The 21,215-nt window shown below is 67.8% G+C and carries 17 protein-coding genes and 1 tRNA gene; 8 read left to right on the top strand and 10 right to left on the bottom strand.

Going from position 1 to position 21,215, the window contains the following annotated elements; genetic code table 11:
• Nucleotide 1: 1 nt before the first annotated feature.
• Nucleotides 2–1,030 (bottom strand): signal recognition particle-docking protein FtsY, encoded by a 1,029-nt coding sequence (gene ftsY / locus D2T30_RS02245; RefSeq protein ID WP_128207463.1) that lies wholly within the window; start codon nt 1,028–1,030, stop codon nt 2–4.
• A gap of 151 nt (nt 1,031–1,181) precedes the next feature.
• On the opposite strand from ftsY, the gene D2T30_RS02240 reads away from it, so the two are divergent.
• Both D2T30_RS02240 and D2T30_RS02235 read left to right on the top strand, forming a co-directional pair.
• On the top strand, nt 1,182–2,342 hold the full coding sequence (locus tag D2T30_RS02240) for an alkane 1-monooxygenase (protein ID WP_241651172.1): 1,161 nt from the start codon (nt 1,182–1,184) through the stop codon (nt 2,340–2,342).
• Between the two features lie 67 nt (nt 2,343–2,409).
• Complete coding sequence (locus D2T30_RS02235) at nt 2,410–2,847, top strand: hypothetical protein (protein ID WP_241651171.1); 438 nt, start codon at nt 2,410–2,412, stop codon at nt 2,845–2,847.
• A 154-nt stretch (nt 2,848–3,001) separates the two neighbouring features.
• On the opposite strand, the gene xseA is transcribed toward D2T30_RS02235, so the two are convergent.
• Complete coding sequence (gene xseA / locus D2T30_RS02230; RefSeq protein ID WP_128207462.1) at nt 3,002–4,591, bottom strand: exodeoxyribonuclease VII large subunit; 1,590 nt, start codon at nt 4,589–4,591, stop codon at nt 3,002–3,004.
• Between the two features lie 66 nt (nt 4,592–4,657).
• On the opposite strand from xseA, the gene purD reads away from it, so the two are divergent.
• A complete protein-coding gene (gene purD / locus D2T30_RS02225) occupies nt 4,658–5,920 on the top strand; it encodes a phosphoribosylamine--glycine ligase (protein WP_128207461.1) in 1,263 nt (420 codons plus the stop codon).
• 39 nt (nt 5,921–5,959) lie between these two features.
• Here the strand turns inward: purD and glmS are convergent, their stop codons facing one another.
• On the bottom strand, nt 5,960–7,774 hold the full coding sequence (gene glmS, locus D2T30_RS02220) for a glutamine--fructose-6-phosphate transaminase (isomerizing) (RefSeq protein ID WP_128207460.1): 1,815 nt from the start codon (nt 7,772–7,774) through the stop codon (nt 5,960–5,962).
• A 2-nt stretch (nt 7,775–7,776) separates the two neighbouring features.
• Nucleotides 7,777–9,123, bottom strand: coding sequence for a bifunctional UDP-N-acetylglucosamine diphosphorylase/glucosamine-1-phosphate N-acetyltransferase GlmU (glmU, locus tag D2T30_RS02215; RefSeq protein WP_128207459.1), 1,347 nt, complete (start codon nt 9,121–9,123; stop codon nt 7,777–7,779).
• 115 nt (nt 9,124–9,238) lie between these two features.
• On the opposite strand from glmU, the gene D2T30_RS02210 reads away from it, so the two are divergent.
• Together D2T30_RS02210 and D2T30_RS02205 are read left to right on the top strand one after the other, a co-directional pair.
• Nucleotides 9,239–9,913, top strand: a complete 675-nt coding sequence (locus tag D2T30_RS02210; RefSeq protein ID WP_128207458.1) for an HAD-IA family hydrolase — start codon at nt 9,239–9,241, stop codon at nt 9,911–9,913.
• An 11-nt stretch (nt 9,914–9,924) separates the two neighbouring features.
• Nucleotides 9,925–11,160: an MFS transporter gene (locus D2T30_RS02205; protein ID WP_128207457.1), complete on the top strand. Its 1,236-nt coding sequence runs from the start codon at nt 9,925–9,927 to the stop codon at nt 11,158–11,160.
• Nucleotides 11,161–11,218: 58 nt separating this feature from the next.
• On the opposite strand, the gene D2T30_RS02200 is transcribed toward D2T30_RS02205, so the two are convergent.
• The 3 genes from D2T30_RS02200 to D2T30_RS02190 form a co-directional block, all read right to left on the bottom strand.
• On the bottom strand, nt 11,219–11,425 hold the full coding sequence (locus D2T30_RS02200; protein ID WP_128181039.1) for a cold-shock protein: 207 nt from the start codon (nt 11,423–11,425) through the stop codon (nt 11,219–11,221).
• 249 nt (nt 11,426–11,674) lie between these two features.
• A tRNA-Gly gene (locus D2T30_RS02195) sits at nt 11,675–11,748 on the bottom strand.
• A gap of 44 nt (nt 11,749–11,792) precedes the next feature.
• Nucleotides 11,793–12,266, bottom strand: coding sequence for an Lrp/AsnC family transcriptional regulator (locus D2T30_RS02190; protein WP_128207456.1), 474 nt, complete (start codon nt 12,264–12,266; stop codon nt 11,793–11,795).
• Nucleotides 12,267–12,375: 109 nt separating this feature from the next.
• Between D2T30_RS02190 and putA the strand changes: the two genes are divergently transcribed.
• From putA to D2T30_RS02175, 3 genes are all read left to right on the top strand, one after another.
• Nucleotides 12,376–15,807, top strand: coding sequence for a bifunctional proline dehydrogenase/L-glutamate gamma-semialdehyde dehydrogenase PutA (gene putA, locus D2T30_RS02185; protein ID WP_128207455.1), 3,432 nt, complete (start codon nt 12,376–12,378; stop codon nt 15,805–15,807).
• A gap of 117 nt (nt 15,808–15,924) precedes the next feature.
• A complete protein-coding gene (locus D2T30_RS02180) occupies nt 15,925–17,052 on the top strand; it encodes a zinc-binding metallopeptidase family protein (protein WP_128181045.1) in 1,128 nt (375 codons plus the stop codon).
• A gap of 120 nt (nt 17,053–17,172) precedes the next feature.
• Nucleotides 17,173–18,018 carry an aldo/keto reductase gene (locus D2T30_RS02175; RefSeq protein WP_128207589.1) on the top strand — a complete coding sequence of 282 codons (846 nt, stop codon included), beginning with the start codon at nt 17,173–17,175 and terminating at the stop codon, nt 18,016–18,018.
• 44 nt (nt 18,019–18,062) lie between these two features.
• On the opposite strand, the gene D2T30_RS02170 is transcribed toward D2T30_RS02175, so the two are convergent.
• From D2T30_RS02170 to mgtE, 3 genes are all read right to left on the bottom strand, one after another.
• Nucleotides 18,063–18,878 (bottom strand): TIGR00282 family metallophosphoesterase, encoded by an 816-nt coding sequence (locus D2T30_RS02170; protein ID WP_128207454.1) that lies wholly within the window; start codon nt 18,876–18,878, stop codon nt 18,063–18,065.
• Nucleotides 18,879–19,234: 356 nt separating this feature from the next.
• On the bottom strand, nt 19,235–19,786 hold the full coding sequence (locus D2T30_RS02165; RefSeq protein WP_128207453.1) for a 5-formyltetrahydrofolate cyclo-ligase: 552 nt from the start codon (nt 19,784–19,786) through the stop codon (nt 19,235–19,237).
• Nucleotides 19,783–21,180 carry a magnesium transporter gene (gene mgtE, locus D2T30_RS02160; protein ID WP_128207452.1) on the bottom strand — a complete coding sequence of 466 codons (1,398 nt, stop codon included), beginning with the start codon at nt 21,178–21,180 and terminating at the stop codon, nt 19,783–19,785. Before mgtE ends, D2T30_RS02165 begins: the two co-directional genes overlap by 4 nt.
• Nucleotides 21,181–21,215 lie beyond the last annotated feature (35 nt).

The raw sequence follows: 21,215 nt of genomic DNA, 5'->3' as shown, positions 1-21,215 counted from the left end.
ATCAGGCTTCCGCGCCGACCAGCGCGCGGGCGAAATCCTCGGGATCGAAGGGGGCAAGATCGTCGATCTGCTCGCCCACGCCGATCGCATGGATCGGCAGGCCGAATTTGTCGGCCAGCGCCACCAGAACCCCGCCCTTCGCCGTACCGTCGAGCTTGGTCATCACCAGCCCCGACACATCGGCGATCTTGGAAAAGATCTCGACCTGATTGAGCGCGTTCTGCCCCGTCGTCGCATCCAGCACCAGCAGCGTGTTATGCGGCGCGGTCGGATCCTTCTTGCGGATCACCCGGACGATCTTGGCCAGTTCCTCCATCAGATCGGCGCGGTTCTGCAGCCGACCGGCGGTGTCGATCAGCAAGAGGTCCGCGCCATCCGCCTCGGCCTTGGTCATCGCGTCGAAGGCGAGCGAGGCGGGATCCGATCCCTCGGGCGCGGTCAGCACCGGAACCCCGGCCCGGTCGCCCCAGACCTTGAGCTGTTCGACCGCCGCCGCGCGGAACGTATCCCCCGCCGCGATCACCACCGTCTTGCCCGCCGCGCGGAACTGCGAGGCGAGCTTGCCGATCGTCGTGGTCTTGCCCGAACCGTTCACGCCGACGACCAGAACCACCTGCGGTCGTTTCGGATAGAGCGGCATCGGTTTCGCCACCGGCTCCATGATCCGGGCGATTTCGGCGGTAAGCAGCCCCTTGATCTCGGGCACCGAAAGCTTTCGCCCCATCCGCCCCTCGGCCAGATTGGCGGCAACGCGCAGCGCCGTATCCACCCCCATGTCCGAGGCGATCAGCAGATCCTCGAGGCTTTCGAGCATCTGGTCGTCCAGCACGCGGCGCGGGGCCTCGGGCTCGGTGCGGCCCATCAGACGGCCGAGGAAGCCGGGTTTCGCCGGTTCCGGCTCGGGCGCGGAAACGGGCGCAGAGACGGGGGCTCCGGCCTCCGGCGCTTCGGCGACGATCGCCTCCAGCCCTTCCTCGAGCTTCGAGGAAGAACGGGTCAGACGCGACTTGAGCTTGGAAAAGAAGGACATCGGCGGTCTCCGGGTTTCCCTTCACCTAATGGATCGGGACGCCCGATGGAAGGGGCGCGCGCGCCCCGGGGCACATGCGGGCCACATCCGGGGTTGCATGAAACGCCGTCCCGTGGCGCAATCGGGGCCAGCAACCCGGGGAGAACCGCAGATGACCGAAGATCCGAAGGCACCGGCCGTGCCGGCCATTCTGGGCGATGTGGCGCATCTGGGCCGCCGCGTGCCGGGGATCGAGATGTTCACGCTGTTCAGCTTTGTCCCGGTGCCGGTTCTGGCGCTTGGCTGCCTGTTCGGGAGCTTCTTCCTCTGGATCGCGCTGATCTGGATGGTGGTGGGGATGCCGCTGCTCGACCGGCTGATGCGCCGCGCCGCGCCCGATGCGCCCGAGGGCGCGGACTTTGCGGATGCGGATATCCTGCTGATCACGCTGGCCGTGGCGCATTTCGCGCTGCTGGCGCTGCTTCTCGTGGCGGTGACGGGGATGACGGGGCTGGGCCTCGTCGAGCGGATCGCGGCCTTCCTGGCCTGCGGGCTGTTCATCGGGCAGGTGTCCGGCGCGACGGCGCATGAGCTGATCCACCGCGCCGACCGGCGGCTGTTCCAGCTGGGGCAGTGGATCTACATCTCGCTGCTTTACGGGCAGCATGTCTCGGCCCACCGGCTGGTGCATCACCCGCTTGTCGGCACGCGCGCGGATCCGAACACCGCGGTTCTGGGGGAAAGCTTCTGGGCCTATCTCGGGCAGGTCTGGCCGGCCGAGTTCCGCGCCGGGTGGCGGGCGGAACAGGCGCTGCCTGCCGACGCGCGGCCGAAGGTGCCCGCCTATGCCGTCTATCTTGCGGGCGGGCTGGGGTTCGTGCTGCTGGTCTGGATCGTTTTCGGGCTGATCGGTCTGGGCGCCTATCTGCTGCTGTGCCTCTTTGCGCAGATGCAGATCCTGCTGTTGGATTACGTGCAGCATTACGGGCTGGAACGGCGCCGGCTTGGCGGGGGGTATGAACCCGTCGGCGCCGGGCATAGCTGGGATGCGCCCGGTCCCGTCTCGGCCCTGTGGATGCTGAACGCGCCCCGCCATTCGGATCACCATGCGCATCCCGCGCGCCCCTATCCCAATCTGGCGCTTGGCGATGTCCATGCGCCGGGGCGGGCGATCCTGCCCTTCTCGCTGCCCGTCATGTCGCTGATCGCGCTGTCGCCCCGGCTGTGGCACCGGATGATGGACCGCCGCGTCCGCGCGCTGCGCAGCCGGCAGGCGGCGGCATGGTCCCCGGCCGAAAGCCGCCCGCCGGTCGAAAGCCGCGCGGCGTCGTGACCTCACGCGGCTGTGCCTTTCGCTTCGCGGCGGGAAAGGGCACTCTCCCGCCCGAACGGAGAAGATGATGCGACCTGCCCTGATCCTGCGCCCGCTGGCCCTGTGCCTTGCGCTGCTGCCGCTGACCTCTGCGCCCGGAGCCGCGCAGCCCCCCGCCCAGATCGGCCCGCCGATGACGGCGGAGGAATTCGACGCCCGCACCCGCGGCAAGACGATCGAATACACCGCGCAGGGCCAACCCTACGGGGTCGAGGAATACCGCCCCGGCCGCAAGGTCGTCTGGGCCTTCGAGGGCGACGATTGCCGCGAGGGCGACTGGTTCCAGCGCGACAACCAGATCTGCTTCGACTATCACGACGATACCGGGTTGCAGTGCTGGACCTTCCACGATTCGCCGGACGGGCTGGTCGCGTTTTTCGAGGGCCGGAACGACGGCGATCCGCTGATCTCGCTGCGCGAATCGACGGCGCCGCTGAACTGCCCCGGCCCGGATCTGGGCGTGTAACGTCTTGACAGCGTGTTTCGAAACCGAAGGCGTGCGCGCTGACTGATGGGTCGCAAGGGGGCCAGCCCCCTCGCGCGTTCCGCGCTCACCCCCGGGATATTTATGGAAACACGAAGGTGGAAAGGCCGGGTTGCGGGGGTTTTGAAACCTGTCCTTAAAAGAGGTCGCCCTGTTCGGGTGGGTCCTTGCGGCGCGATCTGGCGGGGCGCGGTTTTTGCGGCGTGGCGGGGGGCGGATCCTGCGGCCGCGCCGTGACGCGGCCATCGCGGAATTCGACCTCGAACAGGGCCGCGCCGCGCGCTTCCGCCGCAGTGGTCAGCAGCGCGCCTTCCGCATCGCGCACCACCGCGAAGCCGCGCCGAAGCGTCTCGCGGTAGCCGAGCGTCTGGCGCATCCGGTCCAGCCGGTCGAGCCGTTCGCGCAGCAGCACGAATCGCATCCGCGGCGTCTGTGCCAGACGCTGATCCAGTATCGCAAGCTGCGCCCGCCCCTCGCGGTTGCGGCGTGCGACATCGGCCACCGAGCGCTGCCGCGCCGCCTCAAGCCGTTGCGACAGCGTCGACAGGTCCTGTTGCGCGCGGCGAAGCCGCGCGCCCGGGGCGGGCCGCAAGCGGCCCGCAAGCTGGTCGATCCGCCGCGCCTCGTTCACCAGCACCTGCCGCAAGAGCCGGGGCGAGACATGCGCCGCCAGCGGCGCAAAGGCTGCCCGCTTGCGCACCACCACCATCCGCAGCCCCGGCCCGAGCCGCTCGGAAACCAGATCGAACCGTTGCCGCGCCGGCGTCACCAGCGCCTCGGGACGGCCAAGCAGACGCGACAGATCGCTCAGCCGCTGCGCCCGCGCCTCGCCTCGCGCCTGCATGGCCCGCGCCATGCGCAGGGCCGCCTCCCCCAGCCGGTTCGCCAGATCCGTCCGCACCGGCACGGCGATTTCCGCCGCCGCCGTCGGTGTCGGCGCCCGCCTGTCGGCGGCGAAGTCGATCAGCGTCGTGTCGGTTTCATGCCCCACCGCCGAGATCAGCGGGATGGTGCTTTCCGCCGCCGCCCGGACGACGATTTCCTCGTTGAAGCCCCAGAGATCCTCGAGCGAGCCGCCCCCCCGCGCCACGATGATCAGATGCGGCCGCGGCACCGGCCCGCCCGGTGCGAGCGCATTGAAGCCGCGGATCGCCGCCGCCACCTCGGGCGCGCAGGCCTGCCCCTGCACGGCCACGGGCCAGATCAACACCCGGCGCGGAAACCTTTCGCGCAGCCGGTGCAGGATGTCGCGGATCACCGCGCCGCTTGGCGAGGTCACCACCCCGATCACCTCGGGCAGCCACGGCAGATCCCGCTTGCGGCCCTGATCGAACAGCCCCTCGGCCGCCAGCGCCTTCCTCCGCGCCTCCAGCATCGCCATCAGCGCGCCGGCCCCGGCGGGTTCCACATTGTCGACGATCAGCTGGTATTTCGACTGGCCCGGAAAGGTCGTCAGCCGGCCGGTGGCGATGACCTCCATCCCCTCCTCGGGGCGGATCTGCATCCGGGCGACCTGCCCCTTCCAGCTCACGGCGGCGATCACCGCGCCCTGATCCTTGAGGTCAAAATACATGTGCCCCGAGGCCGGCCGCGACACCCGCCCGACCTCGCCCCGCACGCGGACGCGGCCGAATTCGCCCTCGATCACGCGCTTCACCGCGCCGGAAATCTCCGACACGGTATATTCATGGGCATTCCCCGTCGGGCCGTCTTCCAGAAGATCCATCTGCCTTGCCTCGTTTCCCCGGAGACCTTAGAAGGCCCGAAAGCGAAGGCCAAGGGGGTGCTTGCGATGAACATTCTGATCCTGGGCGGCGGCGGGCGCGAACATGCGCTGGCCTGGGCGGTGAAGCAGAACCCGAAATGCGACCGGCTGATCGTCGCGCCGGGGAATGCCGGGATCGGCGCGATCGCCGATCTGGCGGCGCTCGACCCCTGCGACGCCACGGCCGTGCTGGCCTGCGTCGCGCAGAATGCCATCGATTTCGTCATCGTCGGGCCCGAGGCCCCGCTGGCCGCCGGCGTGGCCGATGCGCTGCGGGATGCCGGCGTGCTGACCTTCGGCCCCTCGGCGGCGGCGGCGCGGCTGGAATCCTCCAAGGCCTTCACCAAGGAAGTCTGCGACGCCTGCGGCGCCCCCACCGCCGCCTGGGCGCGCTTCGCCGAGGCGGAAGCCGCCAGGGATTACGTCCGCGCACAGGGCGCGCCCATCGTCATCAAGGCCGACGGCCTTGCCGCGGGCAAGGGCGTGATCGTCGCCATGACGCTCGACGAGGCGCTGGCGGGCATCGACGAGATCTTCGGCGGCGCCTTCGGCGAGGCCGGCGCCGAGGTGGTGATCGAGGAATTCATGGCCGGCGAGGAAGCCAGCTTCTTCATCCTCTCGGACGGGGTGAACATCCTGCCCGTCGGCACCGCGCAGGATCACAAGCGCGTGGGCGACGGCGACACCGGCCCGAACACCGGCGGCATGGGCGCCTATTCCCCCGCCCCGGTGCTGACCGATGCGATCCAGCGGCAGGTCCTTGACGAGATCATCCAGCCCACCGTGACCGAGATGGCGCGCCGCGGCACGCCGTTTCAGGGCGTCCTCTACGCCGGGCTGATGATCGAGAACGGCCGCGCCCGGCTGGTCGAATACAACGTCCGCTTCGGCGACCCGGAATGTCAGGTGCTGATGATGCGGCTCGGCGCGCAGGTGCTGGACCTGCTGCTCGCCTGTGCCGAGGGGCGTCTGGACCAGATCTCCGTGCAATGGGCCGAGGATCACGCGCTGACCGTGGTGATGGCGGCAAAGGGCTATCCCGGCCCCTACCTCAAGGGCAGCGAGATCCGCGGCCTTGCCGATCTGCCCGAGGACAGCGCGCATATGGTCTTTCACGCCGGAACCGCGCTGCGCGACGGCAAGCTGGTCGCGACCGGCGGGCGGGTGCTGAACGTCACCGCGCGCGGCGAGACCCTGCGCGCGGCGCAGGAAGAGGCTTATGCCCTGATCGACCGGATCGACTGGCCCGAGGGTTTCTTCCGCCACGACATCGGCTGGCGCGCGCTGTAACCCCGGCGGTGCCCGCGTTTCACGGGCACCGCCGATGGCTCATTCCACCGTCACGGATTTCGCCAGATTGCGCGGCTGGTCCACGTCCGTGCCCTTGGCGATCGCCGTGTGATAGGCCAGAAGCTGTGCGGGCAGCGCATAGAGGATCGGGGCGAAGGGTTCGGGCACTTCGGGCAATTTCAGCGTGGCCCAGCTGCCTTCCGAGGCGCTGGCAATCCCTTTGGCATCCGAGATCAGCAGCACCTTGCCGTGGCGCGCCATGACCTCCTGCATGTTCGAGACGGTCTTGTCGAACAGCCGGTCATGCGGGGCCAGAACGATCACCGGAACGGTGCGGTCGATCAGCGCGATGGGGCCGTGCTTCAGTTCGCCCGCCGCATAACCTTCGGCGTGGATATAGCTGATTTCCTTGAGTTTTAGCGCCCCTTCCAGCGCCAGAGGATACATCGACCCACGGCCGAGGAACAGGATGTCCTGCGCCTGCGAAAGCTGCTCCGCCAGCTTGCCGATCTGCGGCGCAAGGCTCAGCGCGGCGTTCATCAGCCCCGGCAGGTGGCGCAAAGCCTCGACATGGGCGGCAAGCGCGTCGGGCGTCAGGCGGCCGCGATCGACCCCGGCCTTCAGCGCCATCACCGCAAGCACCAGAAGCTGGCAGGTGAAGGCCTTGGTCGAGGCGACGCCCACCTCCACCCCCGCAAGGATCGGCAGCGCCACATCGCTTTCCCGCGCGATCGAGGAGGTGGCGACATTGACCACGGCCACGGTCCTTTCGACCCTCTCCCGGCAATAGCGCAGCGCGGCGAGGGTATCCGCCGTCTCGCCCGACTGGCTGACGAAGACGGCGAAGCTCTTGGCCGGCAGGGGCGGCTCGCGGTAGCGGAATTCGGAGGCCACGTCGATTTCGCACGGCAGGCCGGCGATCTGCTCGAACCAGTATTTCGCCACCGAACAGGCATAGAAGGCAGTGCCGCAGGCGACCAGCGTCAGCCGGTCCAGATCGGTGAAATCCAGCGTTTCCGGCAGGTTGATCCGGTCTTCGGGCAGGTAATGCGCCAGCGCATCGCCCAGAACGACGGGCTGTTCGGCGATCTCCTTCGCCATGAAATGCTTGTAGCCCGCCTTTTCCACCCGCGCCGAAGCCGGGTCGATGCGCACCTGCGCCCGGTTCGCGCGACGATCGGCGGCGTCAAAGATTTCCACCCCGGCGCGGGTGACGAAGGCGTAATCCCCCTCTTCCAGATAGGTGATCCGGTCGGTCAGCGGCGCCAGCGCGATGGCGTCCGAGCCCACATACATCTCCCCCCGGCCATGACCGATGGCAAGCGGCGAGCCGCGGCGCGCGGCGATCATCAGATCGTCCTCGCCGTCGAACAGCCACAGGAGCGCGAAGGCCCCTTCGAGCTTCTTCAGCGTCGCCACGGCCGCCTCGCGCGGGGACAGGCCGCGATCCATGAACATCCGCGTCAGCATGGCGACGGTTTCGGTATCGGTCTGGCTTTCGGGGATCAGCCCGGCCTCGGCCAGTTCCGCGCGCAATTCGCGGAAATTCTCGATGATGCCGTTATGGACCACCGCGACCCGGCCCGAGATATGCGGATGCGCATTCACCACCGTCGCCGCGCCATGCGTCGCCCAACGGGTGTGGCCGATGCCGGATTTGCCCGGCAGCGGTTCATGCACCAAAAGGTCCGACAGATTGGCCAGCTTGCCCACCGCGCGCCGCCGTTCCAGATGGCCGTGGTTCACCGTGGCGATCCCGGCCGAGTCATAGCCGCGGTATTCCAGCCGCTTCAGCGCCTCGACCAGTTGCGGGGCGACTTCGTGATGCCCCAGAATTCCGATGATTCCGCACATGGTTACGCGCCTTTCTTCAGAGCTGACTTCTTCGCGCGCAGCATCTCGAACAGCTTCGTCGCAAGGCCCGGCTTCACCACCTGCCGCGCCCGGCCAAGCGCCAGCGCGCCGGGCGGCACGTCCTGCGTGATGGTCGAGCCCGAACCCGTCAGCGCCCCGTCGCCCACCGTCACCGGCGCGACCAGCATCGTGTCCGAACCGATGAAGGCATGGGCGCCGATCGTGGTGCGGTGCTTGAACACGCCGTCATAGTTGCAGGTCACCGTGCCCGCGCCGATATTCGTGCCCTCGCCCACATCGGCATCGCCCAGATAGGTCAGATGGCCGACCTTGACCCCCTCGCCCAGGATCGAGTTCTTCACCTCGACGAAATTGCCGACATGCACATCCTCGGCCAGTTCGGCACCGGGGCGCAGCCGGGCGAACGGCCCGATCGTCGCCCCGCGCGAGATGTGGCAGCCTTCCAGATGGCAGAACGCCTCGATCGCCGCGCCGGATTCCACCGTCACCTCGGGGCCGAAGACGACATGCGGGCCGACCGTCACATCGCGGCCCAGATAGGTGTCGAGCGCGAAATACACCGTCTCCGGGTCGACCATCGTCACGCCGTTCTCCTGCGCCTCGGCGCGGCTGCGGCGCTGGAACAACGCCTCGGCGCGGGCGAGCTCGGCGCGGGTGTTGATGCCGAGCGTCTCCTCCTCCGGGCAGGTGACGACCTCGGCCGTCAGGCCCCTTTCGCGGGCGGCGGCGATGATGTCGGTCAGGTAATATTCCCCGGCCGCATTGTCGTTGCCAAGTTCGGAAACAAGCTCCGCCAGTATCTCGGCATCGCAGGCGATCACGCCGGAATTGCAAAGCGTTACGGCGCATTCCTCATCCGTCGCATCCTTGTATTCGACGATCCGCTCCAGCGCCGTGCCCTGCGCGATCAGCCGCCCGTAGCGGCCGGGATCGGCGGCCTCGAAGCCCAGCACGGTCACATCGGCCGGCGCCTCGGCCAGACGTTCGAGCGTCTCGGGCCGGATGAAGGGCGTGTCGCCATAGAGCACGATCACCCGCCCCTCGAACCCCGCCAGCGCCGGCAGCGCCTGCGCCACCGCGTGGCCGGTGCCAAGCTGTTCGGTCTGCAAGACCACCTCGGCCTCCGGGTCGATCTTCGCAACCGCGCCCGTCACCCGGTCCGCGCCGTGGCCGGCGACGACGATCACCCGTTCCGGGTCCAGCGCCCGCCCCGCCGCCAGCGCATGCGCGATCAGCGGCGCGGCCCCGATCCGGTGCAGCACCTTCGGCAGGTCGGAATTCATGCGGGTGCCCTGTCCCGCGGCGAGAACGATCAGCGCAATGGCCATGTTGATGCCTTTTCTTCTGCTCGCAGCCGTTTTACCGATACCCTATCTGGCCGCAAGGCTATGTCCATCACACTATCTTTCGCGGTGTTACGGCAAGGCAGGAGACGGCAGGAAGATGCGCAACGGAACCGATACGGTGGTTTTCGACCTCGACGGCACGCTGGCCGACACCTCGGGCGATCTGATCGCGGCGGCGAATGCCTGTTTCCGGGCGCGCGGGCTGGGCGATCTGCTCGATCCTCAGGCCGATGCGCTGACCGCCTTTCACGGCGGGCGGGCGATGCTGCGGCTGGGATCCGGGCGCGCGGGGCTGACGGATGACATCGTCGAGGAGGATTTCCCGAAACTTCTGGATTTCTACGCCGAAGACATCTGCCGCCACACGACGCTTTACCCCGGCGCCCTCGCGGCGGTCGAGGCGTTGCGCGCGCAGGGGTTCCGCACCGCCATCTGCACCAACAAGCCGGAATGGCACGCCCGCAGGCTGGTCGCCGATCTGGGCATCGCGGATCTGTTCGGGGCGCTGATCGGGGCGGATACGCTGCCGGTGCGCAAGCCCGACCCCACACCCTACCGCGCCGCGGTCGAGGGGGCGGGCGGCACGGTGGCCCGCTCCTTCCTCATCGGCGACACGGCGACGGACCGCGACACCGCACGAAATGCGGGCGTCGCCAGCGTTCTGGTGACCTTCGGCCCCGAGGGGCGCGACATCGCCCGCCTTGCCCCCGAGGCATTGCTGAACTATTACGCGGAACTGCCAGAGTTGGCCGAACGACTGCTGCCCATCTGACAGGATCTTCCATGACCTCCGTAACGCCAACGGCCGCTTCGCGCCGCGCCATCCCGTTCGCCCTTCTGGTCGTGTTCATCGACATCGCGGGCCTCGGCCTGATCCTGCCGGTGCTGCCGCGGCTGATCGAGGAAGTGGGCCATATCGGGCTGGACGATGCGGCGCGAATCGGCGGCTGGCTGTTTGCCTCGTTCAGCCTTGCGCAGTTCCTGTGCGCGCCGCTGGCGGGGGCGCTGTCGGACCGGATCGGGCGGCGGCCGCTGCTGCTGGCGGCGATCGGCGGGCTGGGGGTGGACTATATCCTGCACGCGGTCGCGCCCTCGCTGCTGTGGCTGTTCGTCGGGCGGATCATCGCCGGGATCTGCGGATCGTCCTTTGTCATCGCCAATGCGCTGATCGCCGATGTCACCGCGCCGGAACAGCGCGCCCGCGCCTTCGGCTGGATCGGGGCGGCCTTCGGGCTGGGCTTCGTGCTCGGCCCGGCGCTTGGCGGCCTGCTGGGTGCCTTCGGCCCGCGGGTGCCGTTCTGGGTCGCCGCGGCGTTGGCTCTCGCCAATTTCATCTTTGGCCTGATCGCCCTGCCCGAGACCCTGCCCCCCGAAAAGCGCCGCCGCTTCCGCTGGCGCGAGGCCAATCCGCTCGGCGTGCTGCTGGTGTTCCGCCAGCATCCCGGGGTGCTGGGCCTTGCGGCGGTGCTGTTCATCTACCTGTTCGGCTCGGCCGTCTATCCGGCGATCTGGGCCTTCTGGGGCATCGCCAAATTCGGCTGGTCCGAGATCATGGTCGGGCTGAGCCTCGCCGCCTTCGGGCTGGTGATGGCGCTGGTGCAGGGCACGCTGACCGGCCCGATGGTCAACCGATTCGGCGAATGGCGGGTGGCGCTGATCGGGCTTGTGGTGGGCGTCGTGGTCTGCGTCGGCTACGGATTCGCCACCGGCATCGCCACCGTCTCGCTGCTGCTGGTGCTGCACGCGCCCGAGGGATTCGTCTATCCGATGTTCAGCGCGCTGATGTCGCGCGCCGTGCCCGAAAGCGCGCAGGGCGCGTTGCAGGGCGGGATCTCGGCGCTGATGAACCTTGCGATGGTGACGGGGACGCTGTTTTTCACGCAGATCTTCGGCTATTTCCTGTCCGACGCGGCGCCGTTCCGGTCCCCGGACATGGCCTATTTCATCGCCGCCGGCGTGCTGTTCCTGTCGCTGCTGGCCTTTCGCCGCGTCGCGCGATCGCGGCCCGGGAAAGCCTGAAACACAAACGAAAAGAGCCGCCCGGGGGGCGGCTCCGCTACATCGGGTCGACCGAAGATCAGGCGATCTTCAGGTTGACGGCCGATTGCTTGCCATTGCGGCCGGTTTCCAGCTCGAAGCTGACAGCCTGGCCGTCGTTCAGGCCGCGCAGCCCGGCGCGTTCCACGGCGGAGATGTGAACGAACACATCAGCCCCGCCATTTTCCGGCGCGATGAAGCCGTAGCCTTTGGTAGAGTTGAACCATTTCACGGTGCCGGTGGCCATCTCGTGTATATCCTTCTTCAATCAGTCTGCCCGCTTCATTGCGGCAGCTTGGCACAGCAGATGTTCGAATGCTGGACCGTGAAGGATCAGTAACGACAACGACAATGCCGAGATGTGTTTAGCACATGGCGCAGCGCAGGACAATCACCAGATCGCACCCGGCGGCTTCTGGATAAAGCCCCGGAGCAAACTTACGGCAAGGATGACGCGATCGTGTGCCCCGGATCGAAAACCTCCGGGGAAAGAGACTGGAGCGGGTGGCGGGAATCGAACCCGCGTCATTAGCTTGGAAGGCTAAGGTCTTACCACTACACAACACCCGCGCTGCGGCGTTGATACCTGCCGCGCCCCTGCCATGCAAGAGGCATCAGATCATGTCGGCGGTCTTGTTGCCGGCCTCGAACACCGTTTCCATCGCCACATAGGTCGAGGTCGCGTTGACATAGGGCAGCGCCGAGATCCGTTCCCCCATCACCCGGCGGTAATCCGCGATATCGTGCGAGCGCACCTTCAGCAGATAGTCGAATCCCCCCGCGATCATGTGGCATTCCTCGATCTCGGGAATCGCCCGCACCGCGATGTTGAACTTGCGCAGCGCCGATTCGCGGGTGTCGGACAGCCGCACCTCGACGAAGGCCACATGGGTCAGGCCGAGGCGCGCGGGGCTCAGCTCGGCCCGGTAGCCGGTGATGAAGCCGCCGTCCTCAAGCCGGCGGATCCTTTGCGCGACCGGGGTTTTCGACAGGCCGACATGGCGGGCGATCTCGGCCACGGGCTGGCGCGCGTCACGCACCAGCGCGGCAAGGATCCGGCGGTCTATCGCGTCCAGCTCAACAGTCATTCGGCCTGTCCTCTTGCGTCAAATTGGTCGATCGGACCATGATACATATCATCTTCGGGCGAAAGGCCCAGGGAAACCTGTGTAGATTGCCCTGAACAGGAGAACCGACATGCCCCCCACCTCATTTCCCGAACTGGATGCGCTCGAAGGCGAGGCCGCGAAATTCGCACCTGAACGCGAGATCCTTGACCGCCTCATCGCCGACGCCGCGATCCCCGCCGACACCCGCGCGAAGATCGCCGCCAATGCCGCCGGGCTGATCCGGCGCATCCGGTCCAGCGCCAATCCGGGGCTGATGGAGAAATTCCTGGCCGAATACGGGCTGTCCACGCGCGAGGGAATCGCCCTGATGTGTCTGGCCGAGGCGATGCTGCGCGTGCCCGACAACAGCACCATCGACGCGCTGATCGAGGACAAGATCGCCCCCGCCGACTGGGGCCGGCATCTTGGGCAAGCGGCCTCGTCGCTGGTCAATGCCTCGACCTGGGCGCTGCTGCTGACGGGCAAGGTGCTGGACGACGACGCGCCGGGCATGGCGGGCGTGCTGCGCGGCGCGATCAAGCGTCTGGGCGAGCCGGTGATCCGCGCCGCCGTGGGCCGCGCGATGAAGGAGATGGGCCGCCAGTTCGTTCTGGGCCAGACCATCGAACAGGCGCTCGACAACGCCAAGGAGCTGGAAGCCGTCGGCTTCACTTATAGCTACGACATGCTGGGCGAGGCGGCGATGACCGCGGCCGACGCCGCCCGCTACGCGCGCGACTACGAACGCGCGATCGAGGCGATCGGCAAGGTGGCGACGCATGGCTCGGTCACCGCGAATCCCGGCATCTCGATCAAGCTGTCGGCGCTGCATCCGCGCTATGAGGTGGCGCAGGAAGCGCGGGTGATGGCGGAGCTGGTGCCGGTGGTGTCGAAGCTCGTCCACATGGCGAAGGATCGCGGCATCGGCATCCATGTCGACGCCGAGGAACAGAACCGCCTGACGCTCTCGTTCAAGGTCATCGACGCGGTGCTGTCGGACCCGACGTTGCGCGGCTGGGACGGGATGGGCATCGTCGTGCAGGCCTATGGCAAGCGCGCCGGCGCCGCGATCGACGCGCTTTACGCGATGGCCGGGCGCTACGACCAGAAGCTGAACATCCGGCTGGTGAAGGGCGCCTACTGGGACAGCGAGATGAAGGTCGCACAGATGGAAGGGCATCCGGGCTTCCCGCTCTATACGTCAAAAGTGCAGACGGATGTCAGCTATGCCTGCCTCGCGCAGAAGCTGTTCGGCCTGTCGGACCGGATCTATCCGCAATTCGCCGGGCATAACGCGCATACCGTCTCGACCATCCTCGAACTGGCCGAGGGGCGGCCGTTCGAATTCCAGCGCCTGCATGGCATGGGCGAAAGGCTGCATGACATCGTGCTGCGTGAAACCAAGGGCCGCTGCCGGATCTATGCGCCCGTCGGCGCGCATCGCGACCTGCTGGCCTATCTGGTGCGGCGGCTTCTGGAGAACGGCGCGAACTCCTCCTTCGTGCATCAGATCGTCGACGAGAATATCGCCCCCGAAACCATCGCGCAGGACCCGTTCGAGCAGCTTGCCACGGCGCAGCCGCCCGCGGCGCTGCGCGATCCGGCCGAGCTGTTCGAGCCGGTGCGCAAGAACTCGAAGGGCTTCGATCTGAGCGACAGCGAGGTTCTGGCCCGGATCGCGGCCGCCCGCGACACGGCGCTGCCCGATGCAGCGCCGATCATCGCCTCCGGCACGGCGGGCGGCACCACCCGCCCGGTGACCAACCCCGCGACGGGCGAGACGATCGCCGAGGTGACCGAGGCCGATGCGGCCACCGTCGAGGCGGCGATCGCGGGCGCCGTGCTCTGGCAGGCGCCGGTCGCGGAACGCGCCGAGATCCTGCGCCGCGCGGCGGATCTGTATGAGGAAGACTTCGGCCCCCTTTTCGCGGCGTTGGCGCGCGAGGCGGGCAAGACGCTTGGCGATGCGGTGGCCGAACTGCGGGAAGCCTGCGATTTCCTGCGCTATTACGCGCATGAGGCCGAGGCCGCGAATCCCGAGCCCATCGGTCTTGTGACGGCGATCAGCCCGTGGAACTTCCCGCTGGCGATCTTCACCGGGCAGATCGCCGCGGCGCTGGCGGATGGCAATGCGGTTCTGGCGAAACCCGCGGAACAGACGCCGCTGATCGCCGCGATGGCGGTGGGGCTCCTGCATCGGGCCGGGGTGCCTGTGGATGCGCTGCAACTGCTGCCGGGGGACGGGGAAACGGTGGGGCGGGCGCTCACCTCGGACCCGCGCATCGCGGGGGTGGTGTTCACCGGCTCGACCGATACGGCGCGGGCGATCCGCAAGGCGATGGCGGAAAACCTCGCGCCCGGTGCGCCGCTGATCGCGGAAACCGGCGGGCTGAACGCGATGATCGTCGATTCGACCGCGCTGCCGGAACAGGCGGTGCGTGACATCGTCGCCTCGGCCTTCCGCTCTGCCGGGCAACGCTGTTCGGCGCTGCGCTGCCTGTATGTGCAGGAGGATGTGGCCGACAAGCTGATCGAGATGCTCACCGGCGCGATGGACCTGCTGACGCTTGGCGATCCGTGGGAGCTGACCACCGACGTCGGCCCGGTGATCGACGCCGAGGCGAAGGCCGGGATCGACGCCTATCTGACGGCGAAGAAGGGCCAGATCCTGCACCGTCTGGACACGCCCGAAGCCGGCCTCTTCGTCCCCCCCACCCTGATCCGCGTCAGCGGCATCGCCGAGATGGAACGCGAAATCTTCGGCCCCGTGCTGCATGTCGCCACCTGGCGCGCGGGCGAAATCCCGCAGGTGATCGAGGCGATCAACGCCACCGGCTACGGCCTGACCTTCGGCCTGCACACGCGGATCGATTCCCGCGTGCAGGAAGTCGCGGGCTCGGTCGAGGCGGGCAATCTTTACGTCAACCGCAACCAGATCGGCGCGGTCGTGGGCTCGCAGCCCTTCGGCGGCGAGGGGCTTTCGGGCACCGGGCCGAAGGCGGGCGGACCCCTGTATCTCGCGCGTCTGGCCGAGCCGGTCGGCGCCACCACCGCCGCCGCCGAAACCGGCCCCGAGGTCGAACCCGCGGCGCTGGCGGGGCGTCTGGCGGCGGCTCCGGCCGGGACGGGGCGCGCGCCTCTGGACATGCCCGGCCCGACCGGGGAACTCGACCGTCTGTCCTTCCTCGCCCGTCCGCCGGTCCTGTGCCTTGGCCCCGGTGCTGCGGCGGAGGCGGAACAGGCCTCGGCGGTGACGGCGCTTGGCGGGCGGGCGGTCAAGGCCGAGGGTGCGGTGGCACCCGGTGCGCTGGAAACGCTCGCCGGTTTCTCGGCCGCGATCTGGTGGGGCGATGCGGAAACCGGGCGCGCCTTTGCGCAGGCGCTGGCGCGCCGCGCGGGGCCGATCGTGCCGCTGATCACCGCGCGCCCGGATGCCGCCCATGTGCTGCATGAACGGCACCTCTGCGTCGACACCACGGCGGCCGGCGGCAATGCCGCGCTGCTGGCCTCCAGCCACTGACGGCAGAGGCGGCCCCGCAACGGGCCGCCGATAACTTTGCAAGACCGTGGAACCCGGGCGTATAGTCACGCAATGTAGCGGCATGGGTTTCGTTACCGGTTCGATCAGGAGGTCGCCGTGAAGTTGTTTCAATGCCAATGCTGCGGGCAGGTTCTGCATTTCGAAAACACCGAATGCCTGCGCTGCGGACGCAAGCTGGGCTACGCCCCGGAAAAGGACGAGATGATCGCCGTCGAGCCGGATGGCCCGGTCTGGTCCGCCGCCCTGCCCGACGGTTCCCTGCCCGGCACCATGCCCGGCCCCGACCGCTGGCGCTTTTGCAAGAACTGGGAACTGAGCGCCTGCAACTGGATGGTCCCCGCGACGAAAGAGGATGCGCATGACGAATATTGCCTCGCCTGCCGCCACAACCGCACGGTGCCCGACCTGTCGGATCCGGGCAACATGGAGAAATGGCTGAAGATCGAGGCGGCCAAGCGGCGGCTGATCTACACGCTGATCCACCTTGGCCTGCCGATGCCGGTGGCGGGCGACGGCCATCCGGAGCCGCTGGTCTTCGACTTCCTCGCCGATCCGCCGGATGCGGCGCAAAGGGTGCTGACCGGCCATGCCGATGGCGTCGTCACCATCGCCCTGACCGAGGCCGACGATGCCATCCGCGAAAAGATGCGCACCGAGATGGGCGAGAACTACCGCACCCTCCTTGGCCATTTCCGCCATGAGGTCGGCCATTACTACTGGGATATCCTCGTGCGCGACGGCGGCGCGCTGGAACCGTTCCGCGAGATGTTCGGCGACGAACGGGCCGATTACGGACAGGCATTGCAGAACCATTACCTGAACGGCGCGCCGCCCGACTGGCCGCTGCATTTCGTGTCCTCCTACGCGACGATGCACCCGTGGGAGGACTGGGCCGAGACATGGGCGCATTACCTGCACATGATCGACACGCTGGAAACCGCGGCGGCCTTCGGCATGCATATCGACCCCGATATCGACGACGAGGGCGAGATGTCGGCCGACATCGACTTCGACCCCTACCGGGTGCGCAAGGCCGAACGGCTGATCGCCGCATGGATGCCGCTGACCGTGGCGCTGAACGCGCTGAACCGCTCGATGGGGCAGTCGGACAGCTACCCCTTCGCCCTGCCCCTGCCGGTGCAGGAAAAGCTGGGGTTCGTGCATCGTCTGGTGTCTTCGGTGCGCACCGGCGGGGTCGCCACACCGGCGCAGGCGGCGCAATGACGCCGGGCCGCTTCACAACACCGCGCCCGGCGCCGTCGCGCGATTGCCATATTCCCGATCGCGCTACATGACGGAACGGACCGCAACGGAACGGCCAAAATGGAACGGAAGGAGTGCATGATGATCGACAGCCGGATTCCGGACCTGACCCTGAACGATGGACATACGATGCCCGTGCTCGGCTTCGGGACCTACAAACTGAATGGCGCGGACGGGGTCGAGGCCATCGTCAGCGCGATCCGCAATGGCTACCACCTGCTGGATTCCGCCTTCAACTACGAGAACGAGGGCGCGCTCGGCATGGCGGTGCGCAAGTCGGGCGTGCCGCGCGACGAACTGCGCATCACCTCGAAACTGCCCGGCCGGCACCAGCATTTCGACGAGGCGATCGCGACGGTCGAGGAATCGCTCTACCGCGCGCAACTGGATTACTACGACTTCTACCTGATCCACTGGCCGAACCCGCGACAGGGGCTGTATGTCGAGGCATGGGAAGCCCTGATCGAGGCGCGCAAGCGCGGCTATGTGAAGTCGATCGGCGTGTGCAACTTCCTGCCCGAACATATCGACCGGCTGATCGAAAAGACCGGCGTGACCCCGGTGCTGAATCAGGTCGAGCTGCACCCTTATTTCCCGCAGGACGAACAGCGCGCCTATGACAAGGCGCATCGCATCGTCACGCAGAGCTGGAGCCCGCTCGGCCGGGCCAATTCGATCCTGCAGGAGCCGATCCTGCTGGACATCGCGGCGCGGCTGCGGCGCAGCGTCGGGCAGGTGATCCTGCGCTGGCATCTGCAGATCGGCGCGGCGCCGGTGCCGAAATCCTCCTCCGCCACGCGGCAGATCGAGAACCGCTCGATCTTCGATTTCGAGCTGACCGAGGATGACATGGCCCGCATCGCGACGCTTGCCCGTCCCGATGGCCGCACCAAGGGACAGGATCCCGCGACCTACGAGGAATTCTGATCCCGGCCGGGGTCAGGCCGGGGGCCGGTCAGATCGAGGATTGGTCAGATCGGCCACGCCTCGGGCAGACGGCCGCCGATGCGCAGGGGTTTCGCCAGTTTCGCCTTGCCGGTGCGGTCGTCCGTCTCGACATAGATGCCGCTCAGCGTCGCCTCGCCGCTCGCGGGGGTGAAGCGTTCGCGCACCATGCCGGTGATGAAGCGGCGCATCGGTTCGGCCTTGTCCATGCCGATGACGGAATCATAGTCGCCGCACATGCCGGCATCGGTCATATAGGCCGTGCCGCCCGACAGGACCGTCACATCGGCCGTCGGCACATGGGTATGCGTGCCGACGACGACCGAGGCCCGCCCGTCGCACCAATGCCCGATCGCCATCTTCTCGGATGTCGCCTCGCAATGCACATCGACAAGGATGGCCTGCGCCATCCCGCCCAGAGGATGCGCCCGCAAGACCGCATCCACCGCCGAGAAGGGATCGTCGAAGGGCCGTTTCATGAACACCTGCCCCAGCACCTGCGTCACCAGAACCTTGCGGCCACGCCGGTCCTCGAACAGCCGCGCGCCGCGCCCCGGCGCCTCTTTCGCATAGTTCAGCGGACGGATGATGCGCGGCTCGGTCTCGATGAAGCGCAGCATGTCCTTCTGGTCGAAGGCATGGTCGCCAAGCGTGACCACATCCGCGCCCGCGGCAAGGATCAGTTTCGCATGATCCCCCGTCAGCCCCATGCCGCCCGAGGCGTTTTCCCCGTTCACCACGACGAAATCCAGCCCGAGATCGGCCCGCAACTTCGGCAGGCGTTCCTGAATGGCAGCGCGCCCGGCGCGCCCCATGACATCCCCGAGGAAAAGCATTTTCATGGCGGAAGGCCATAGGCCCAATGCCGCGAAAGGGCAAATCATTTGCCGTCGGTTCTTGCATAAATATCCCAAGGTGAGCCGGGGAAAGCGGCTTTCCGGTGGAAGGACGTGCCCTTGGCGAACGCGCGGTCCGTGGCCGCGCCGGGCATCAGTGCAAGAGGGCAGCGCCCCTGTTGCCGGGAGCCAGCGGCCTTCCGGTGGAAGGACGTGCCCCGGCGATCGCGCGGACCGTGGCCACGCCGGGCATCAGTGCAAGAGGGCAGCGCCCCTGTTTGCGTCGGCAGGGGGCGCTGCCCCCTCTTGGCCTGCGGCCAATTCACCCCTGGGATATTTATGGAAAAACGACGGCAGCAGGATCAGGCTTGCGCGGGGATGAGGACGCCGTTCTCGGTCACGATCAGGTCGAGGGGCTGGTCCGTCGGCTCGGTCGGCACCACGGGGATTTCCTGCGCGGCGAAGGCGAAGCCGATGGCGGTGACGGGACCGGCGCGGCGCAACGCCTCGAGGGTGCGGTCGTAGAACCCGCCGCCATAGCCGAGCCGGAAGCCGCGCCGGTCGAAGGCCAGCAGCGGCACGATCAGGACGCGGGGCGTGATCCGCTCCGCGATCTGCGGCACCGGGGCGCCGAAGGCGCCGGGAACCATCGGCATGTCGGGGTGCCAGCGGTGGAATTCCAGCGGCGCGCCCGGCGCCGTCACCACCGGCACGGCAACCGGGCCCCGATGCGCGGCCATCACCGGGCGGGGGTCCAGCTCGGTCCGGATCGGCATGTAGCCGGCAAGCGGCGCCGGGCCGAAAGCCCGTAGGGCTCGCGTCAGGTGATCGCAGGCCGCGCCCTGCCCCGCCCCCGCCGCATGGGCGTTCCGGCGGGCCGCGAAGGCCGCCTTGCGCGCGGCCTCCTTGGTCACAGCAGGACCAGCGTCGCAAGACCGAGGAAGGCGAAGAAGCCCATCACATCGGTCAGCGTCGTCACGAAGGTTCCCGAGGCCAGCGCCGGGTCGAGCCCCATCCGGTCCAGCGTCAGCGGCACCAGAACGCCGCCGAGCGCGGCGACGATCTGGTTCACGATCATCGCCATGCCGAGCACCACGCCAAGTTTCGGATCGCCGAAGATCACCGTCCCCGCGATGCCGAGGATCAGCGCCAGCCCCAGCCCGTTCAGCACCCCGGCCAGCAGCTCGCGCCGCACAACCCGCCGCGCGTTCGAGGCGTTCAGGTCGCGCGCCGCCAGCGCCCGCACCGCCACCGCCAGCGACTGCGTTCCCGCGATCCCGCCGGTCGAGGCGACGATCGGCATCAGCGCCGCCAGCGCCACCAGCGAAGAGATGGTATGCTCGAACTGCGAGATCACCACCGCCGACAGCGAGGCGGTGAACAGGTTGATCACCAGCCACGGCAGACGCTGGCGCGCGGTGGTCACCGGCCCGTCGGAAACGTGGCTTTCGTCGTTCACGCCGGCGAGACGAAGCATGTCTTCCTCGTGTTCCTCGTCAAGGACCGTCATCGCATCGTCGATGGTGATGACCCCCACCAGCCGGTCGTGGTCATCGACCACCGGGGCCGAGATCAGGTGATACTGGTTGAAGGCATAGGCCACGTCGGCCTCGGGCTGGGTGGCGGAGATGGTGCGGAAACTGTCCTCGGTGATGCTTTTCAGCGTCAGGTCCCGGCGCGAGGACAGAAGCTTGCCAAGCGTCACATAGCCCACCGGATGATGCCCCGGATCGACAAGGATGACGTGATAGAACTGATCGGGCAATTCCTGATCGCGGCGCAGGAAATCGATCGTCTCGCCCACCGTCCAGTATTCCGGGGCGCTCACCACCTCGCGCTGCATCAGGCGGCCGGCGGAATATTCCGGATAGGTCAGCGACTGTTCGACCGCCGCACGGTCGCTGTCGTCCAGAATGCCGAGGATCGCTTCCTGCTGCGGTTCTTCCAGATCCTCGATCAGATCGACCACATCGTCCGAATCCAGCTCCCGCACCGCCTCGGCAAGGATGTGCTTCGGCAGGGTCGAGATGACCTCTTCGCGGATCGAATCGTCGAGTTCGGACAGCACGTCGCCGTCCATCTCGGACCCCCAGAGCAGCAGGATCTCGCGCCGTTCGGCGGGGGAGACCTGTTCCAGAAGGTCGGCGATGTCGGCCGCGTGCAGCGGCGCCATCAGCGCCTTCAGCCGGTCGGCCTCGCCTTCGTGCGCGGCCTTGAGGATGCGCTCGACAAGCTCGTGGTTGAGCGCGTAATCCTCTTCCTCGCGCCCGTCGTCCCCGGCCTGTACGATCGCATGGTTTTCCGTCATGACGCCCCCGTTCCGATATTGGGCGCACCATAGCG

The organism is Paenirhodobacter populi (assembly GCF_004022215.1).
Lineage (GTDB): Bacteria > Pseudomonadota > Alphaproteobacteria > Rhodobacterales > Rhodobacteraceae > Rhodobacter > Rhodobacter populi.
This window is presented reverse-complemented; position numbering and strand designations above follow the sequence as displayed.

Bases quoted from the DNA above. Each gene is read 5' to 3' on its own strand.
- glmU (WP_128207459.1), bottom strand. From the start codon at position 9,123: ATGGCCATTGCGCTGATCGTTCTCGCCGCGGGACAGGGCACCCGCATG.
- D2T30_RS02240 (WP_241651172.1), top strand. From the start codon at position 1,182: ATGACCGAAGATCCGAAGGCACCGGCCGTGCCGGCCATTCTGGGCGAT.
- mgtE (WP_128207452.1), bottom strand. From the start codon at position 21,180: ATGACGGAAAACCATGCGATCGTACAGGCCGGGGACGACGGGCGCGAG.
- D2T30_RS02235 (WP_241651171.1), top strand. From the start codon at position 2,410: ATGCGACCTGCCCTGATCCTGCGCCCGCTGGCCCTGTGCCTTGCGCTG.
- D2T30_RS02200 (WP_128181039.1), bottom strand. From the start codon at position 11,425: ATGGCCACCGGCACCGTGAAATGGTTCAACTCTACCAAAGGCTACGGC.
- D2T30_RS02205 (WP_128207457.1), top strand. From the start codon at position 9,925: ATGACCTCCGTAACGCCAACGGCCGCTTCGCGCCGCGCCATCCCGTTC.
- D2T30_RS02190 (WP_128207456.1), bottom strand. From the start codon at position 12,266: ATGACTGTTGAGCTGGACGCGATAGACCGCCGGATCCTTGCCGCGCTG.
- ftsY (WP_128207463.1), bottom strand. From the start codon at position 1,030: ATGTCCTTCTTTTCCAAGCTCAAGTCGCGTCTGACCCGTTCTTCCTCG.
- putA (WP_128207455.1), top strand. From the start codon at position 12,376: ATGCCCCCCACCTCATTTCCCGAACTGGATGCGCTCGAAGGCGAGGCC.
- D2T30_RS02175 (WP_128207589.1), top strand. From the start codon at position 17,173: ATGATCGACAGCCGGATTCCGGACCTGACCCTGAACGATGGACATACG.
- xseA (WP_128207462.1), bottom strand. From the start codon at position 4,591: ATGGATCTTCTGGAAGACGGCCCGACGGGGAATGCCCATGAATATACC.
- D2T30_RS02170 (WP_128207454.1), bottom strand. From the start codon at position 18,878: ATGAAAATGCTTTTCCTCGGGGATGTCATGGGGCGCGCCGGGCGCGCT.
- D2T30_RS02210 (WP_128207458.1), top strand. From the start codon at position 9,239: ATGCGCAACGGAACCGATACGGTGGTTTTCGACCTCGACGGCACGCTG.
- glmS (WP_128207460.1), bottom strand. From the start codon at position 7,774: ATGTGCGGAATCATCGGAATTCTGGGGCATCACGAAGTCGCCCCGCAA.
- purD (WP_128207461.1), top strand. From the start codon at position 4,658: ATGAACATTCTGATCCTGGGCGGCGGCGGGCGCGAACATGCGCTGGCC.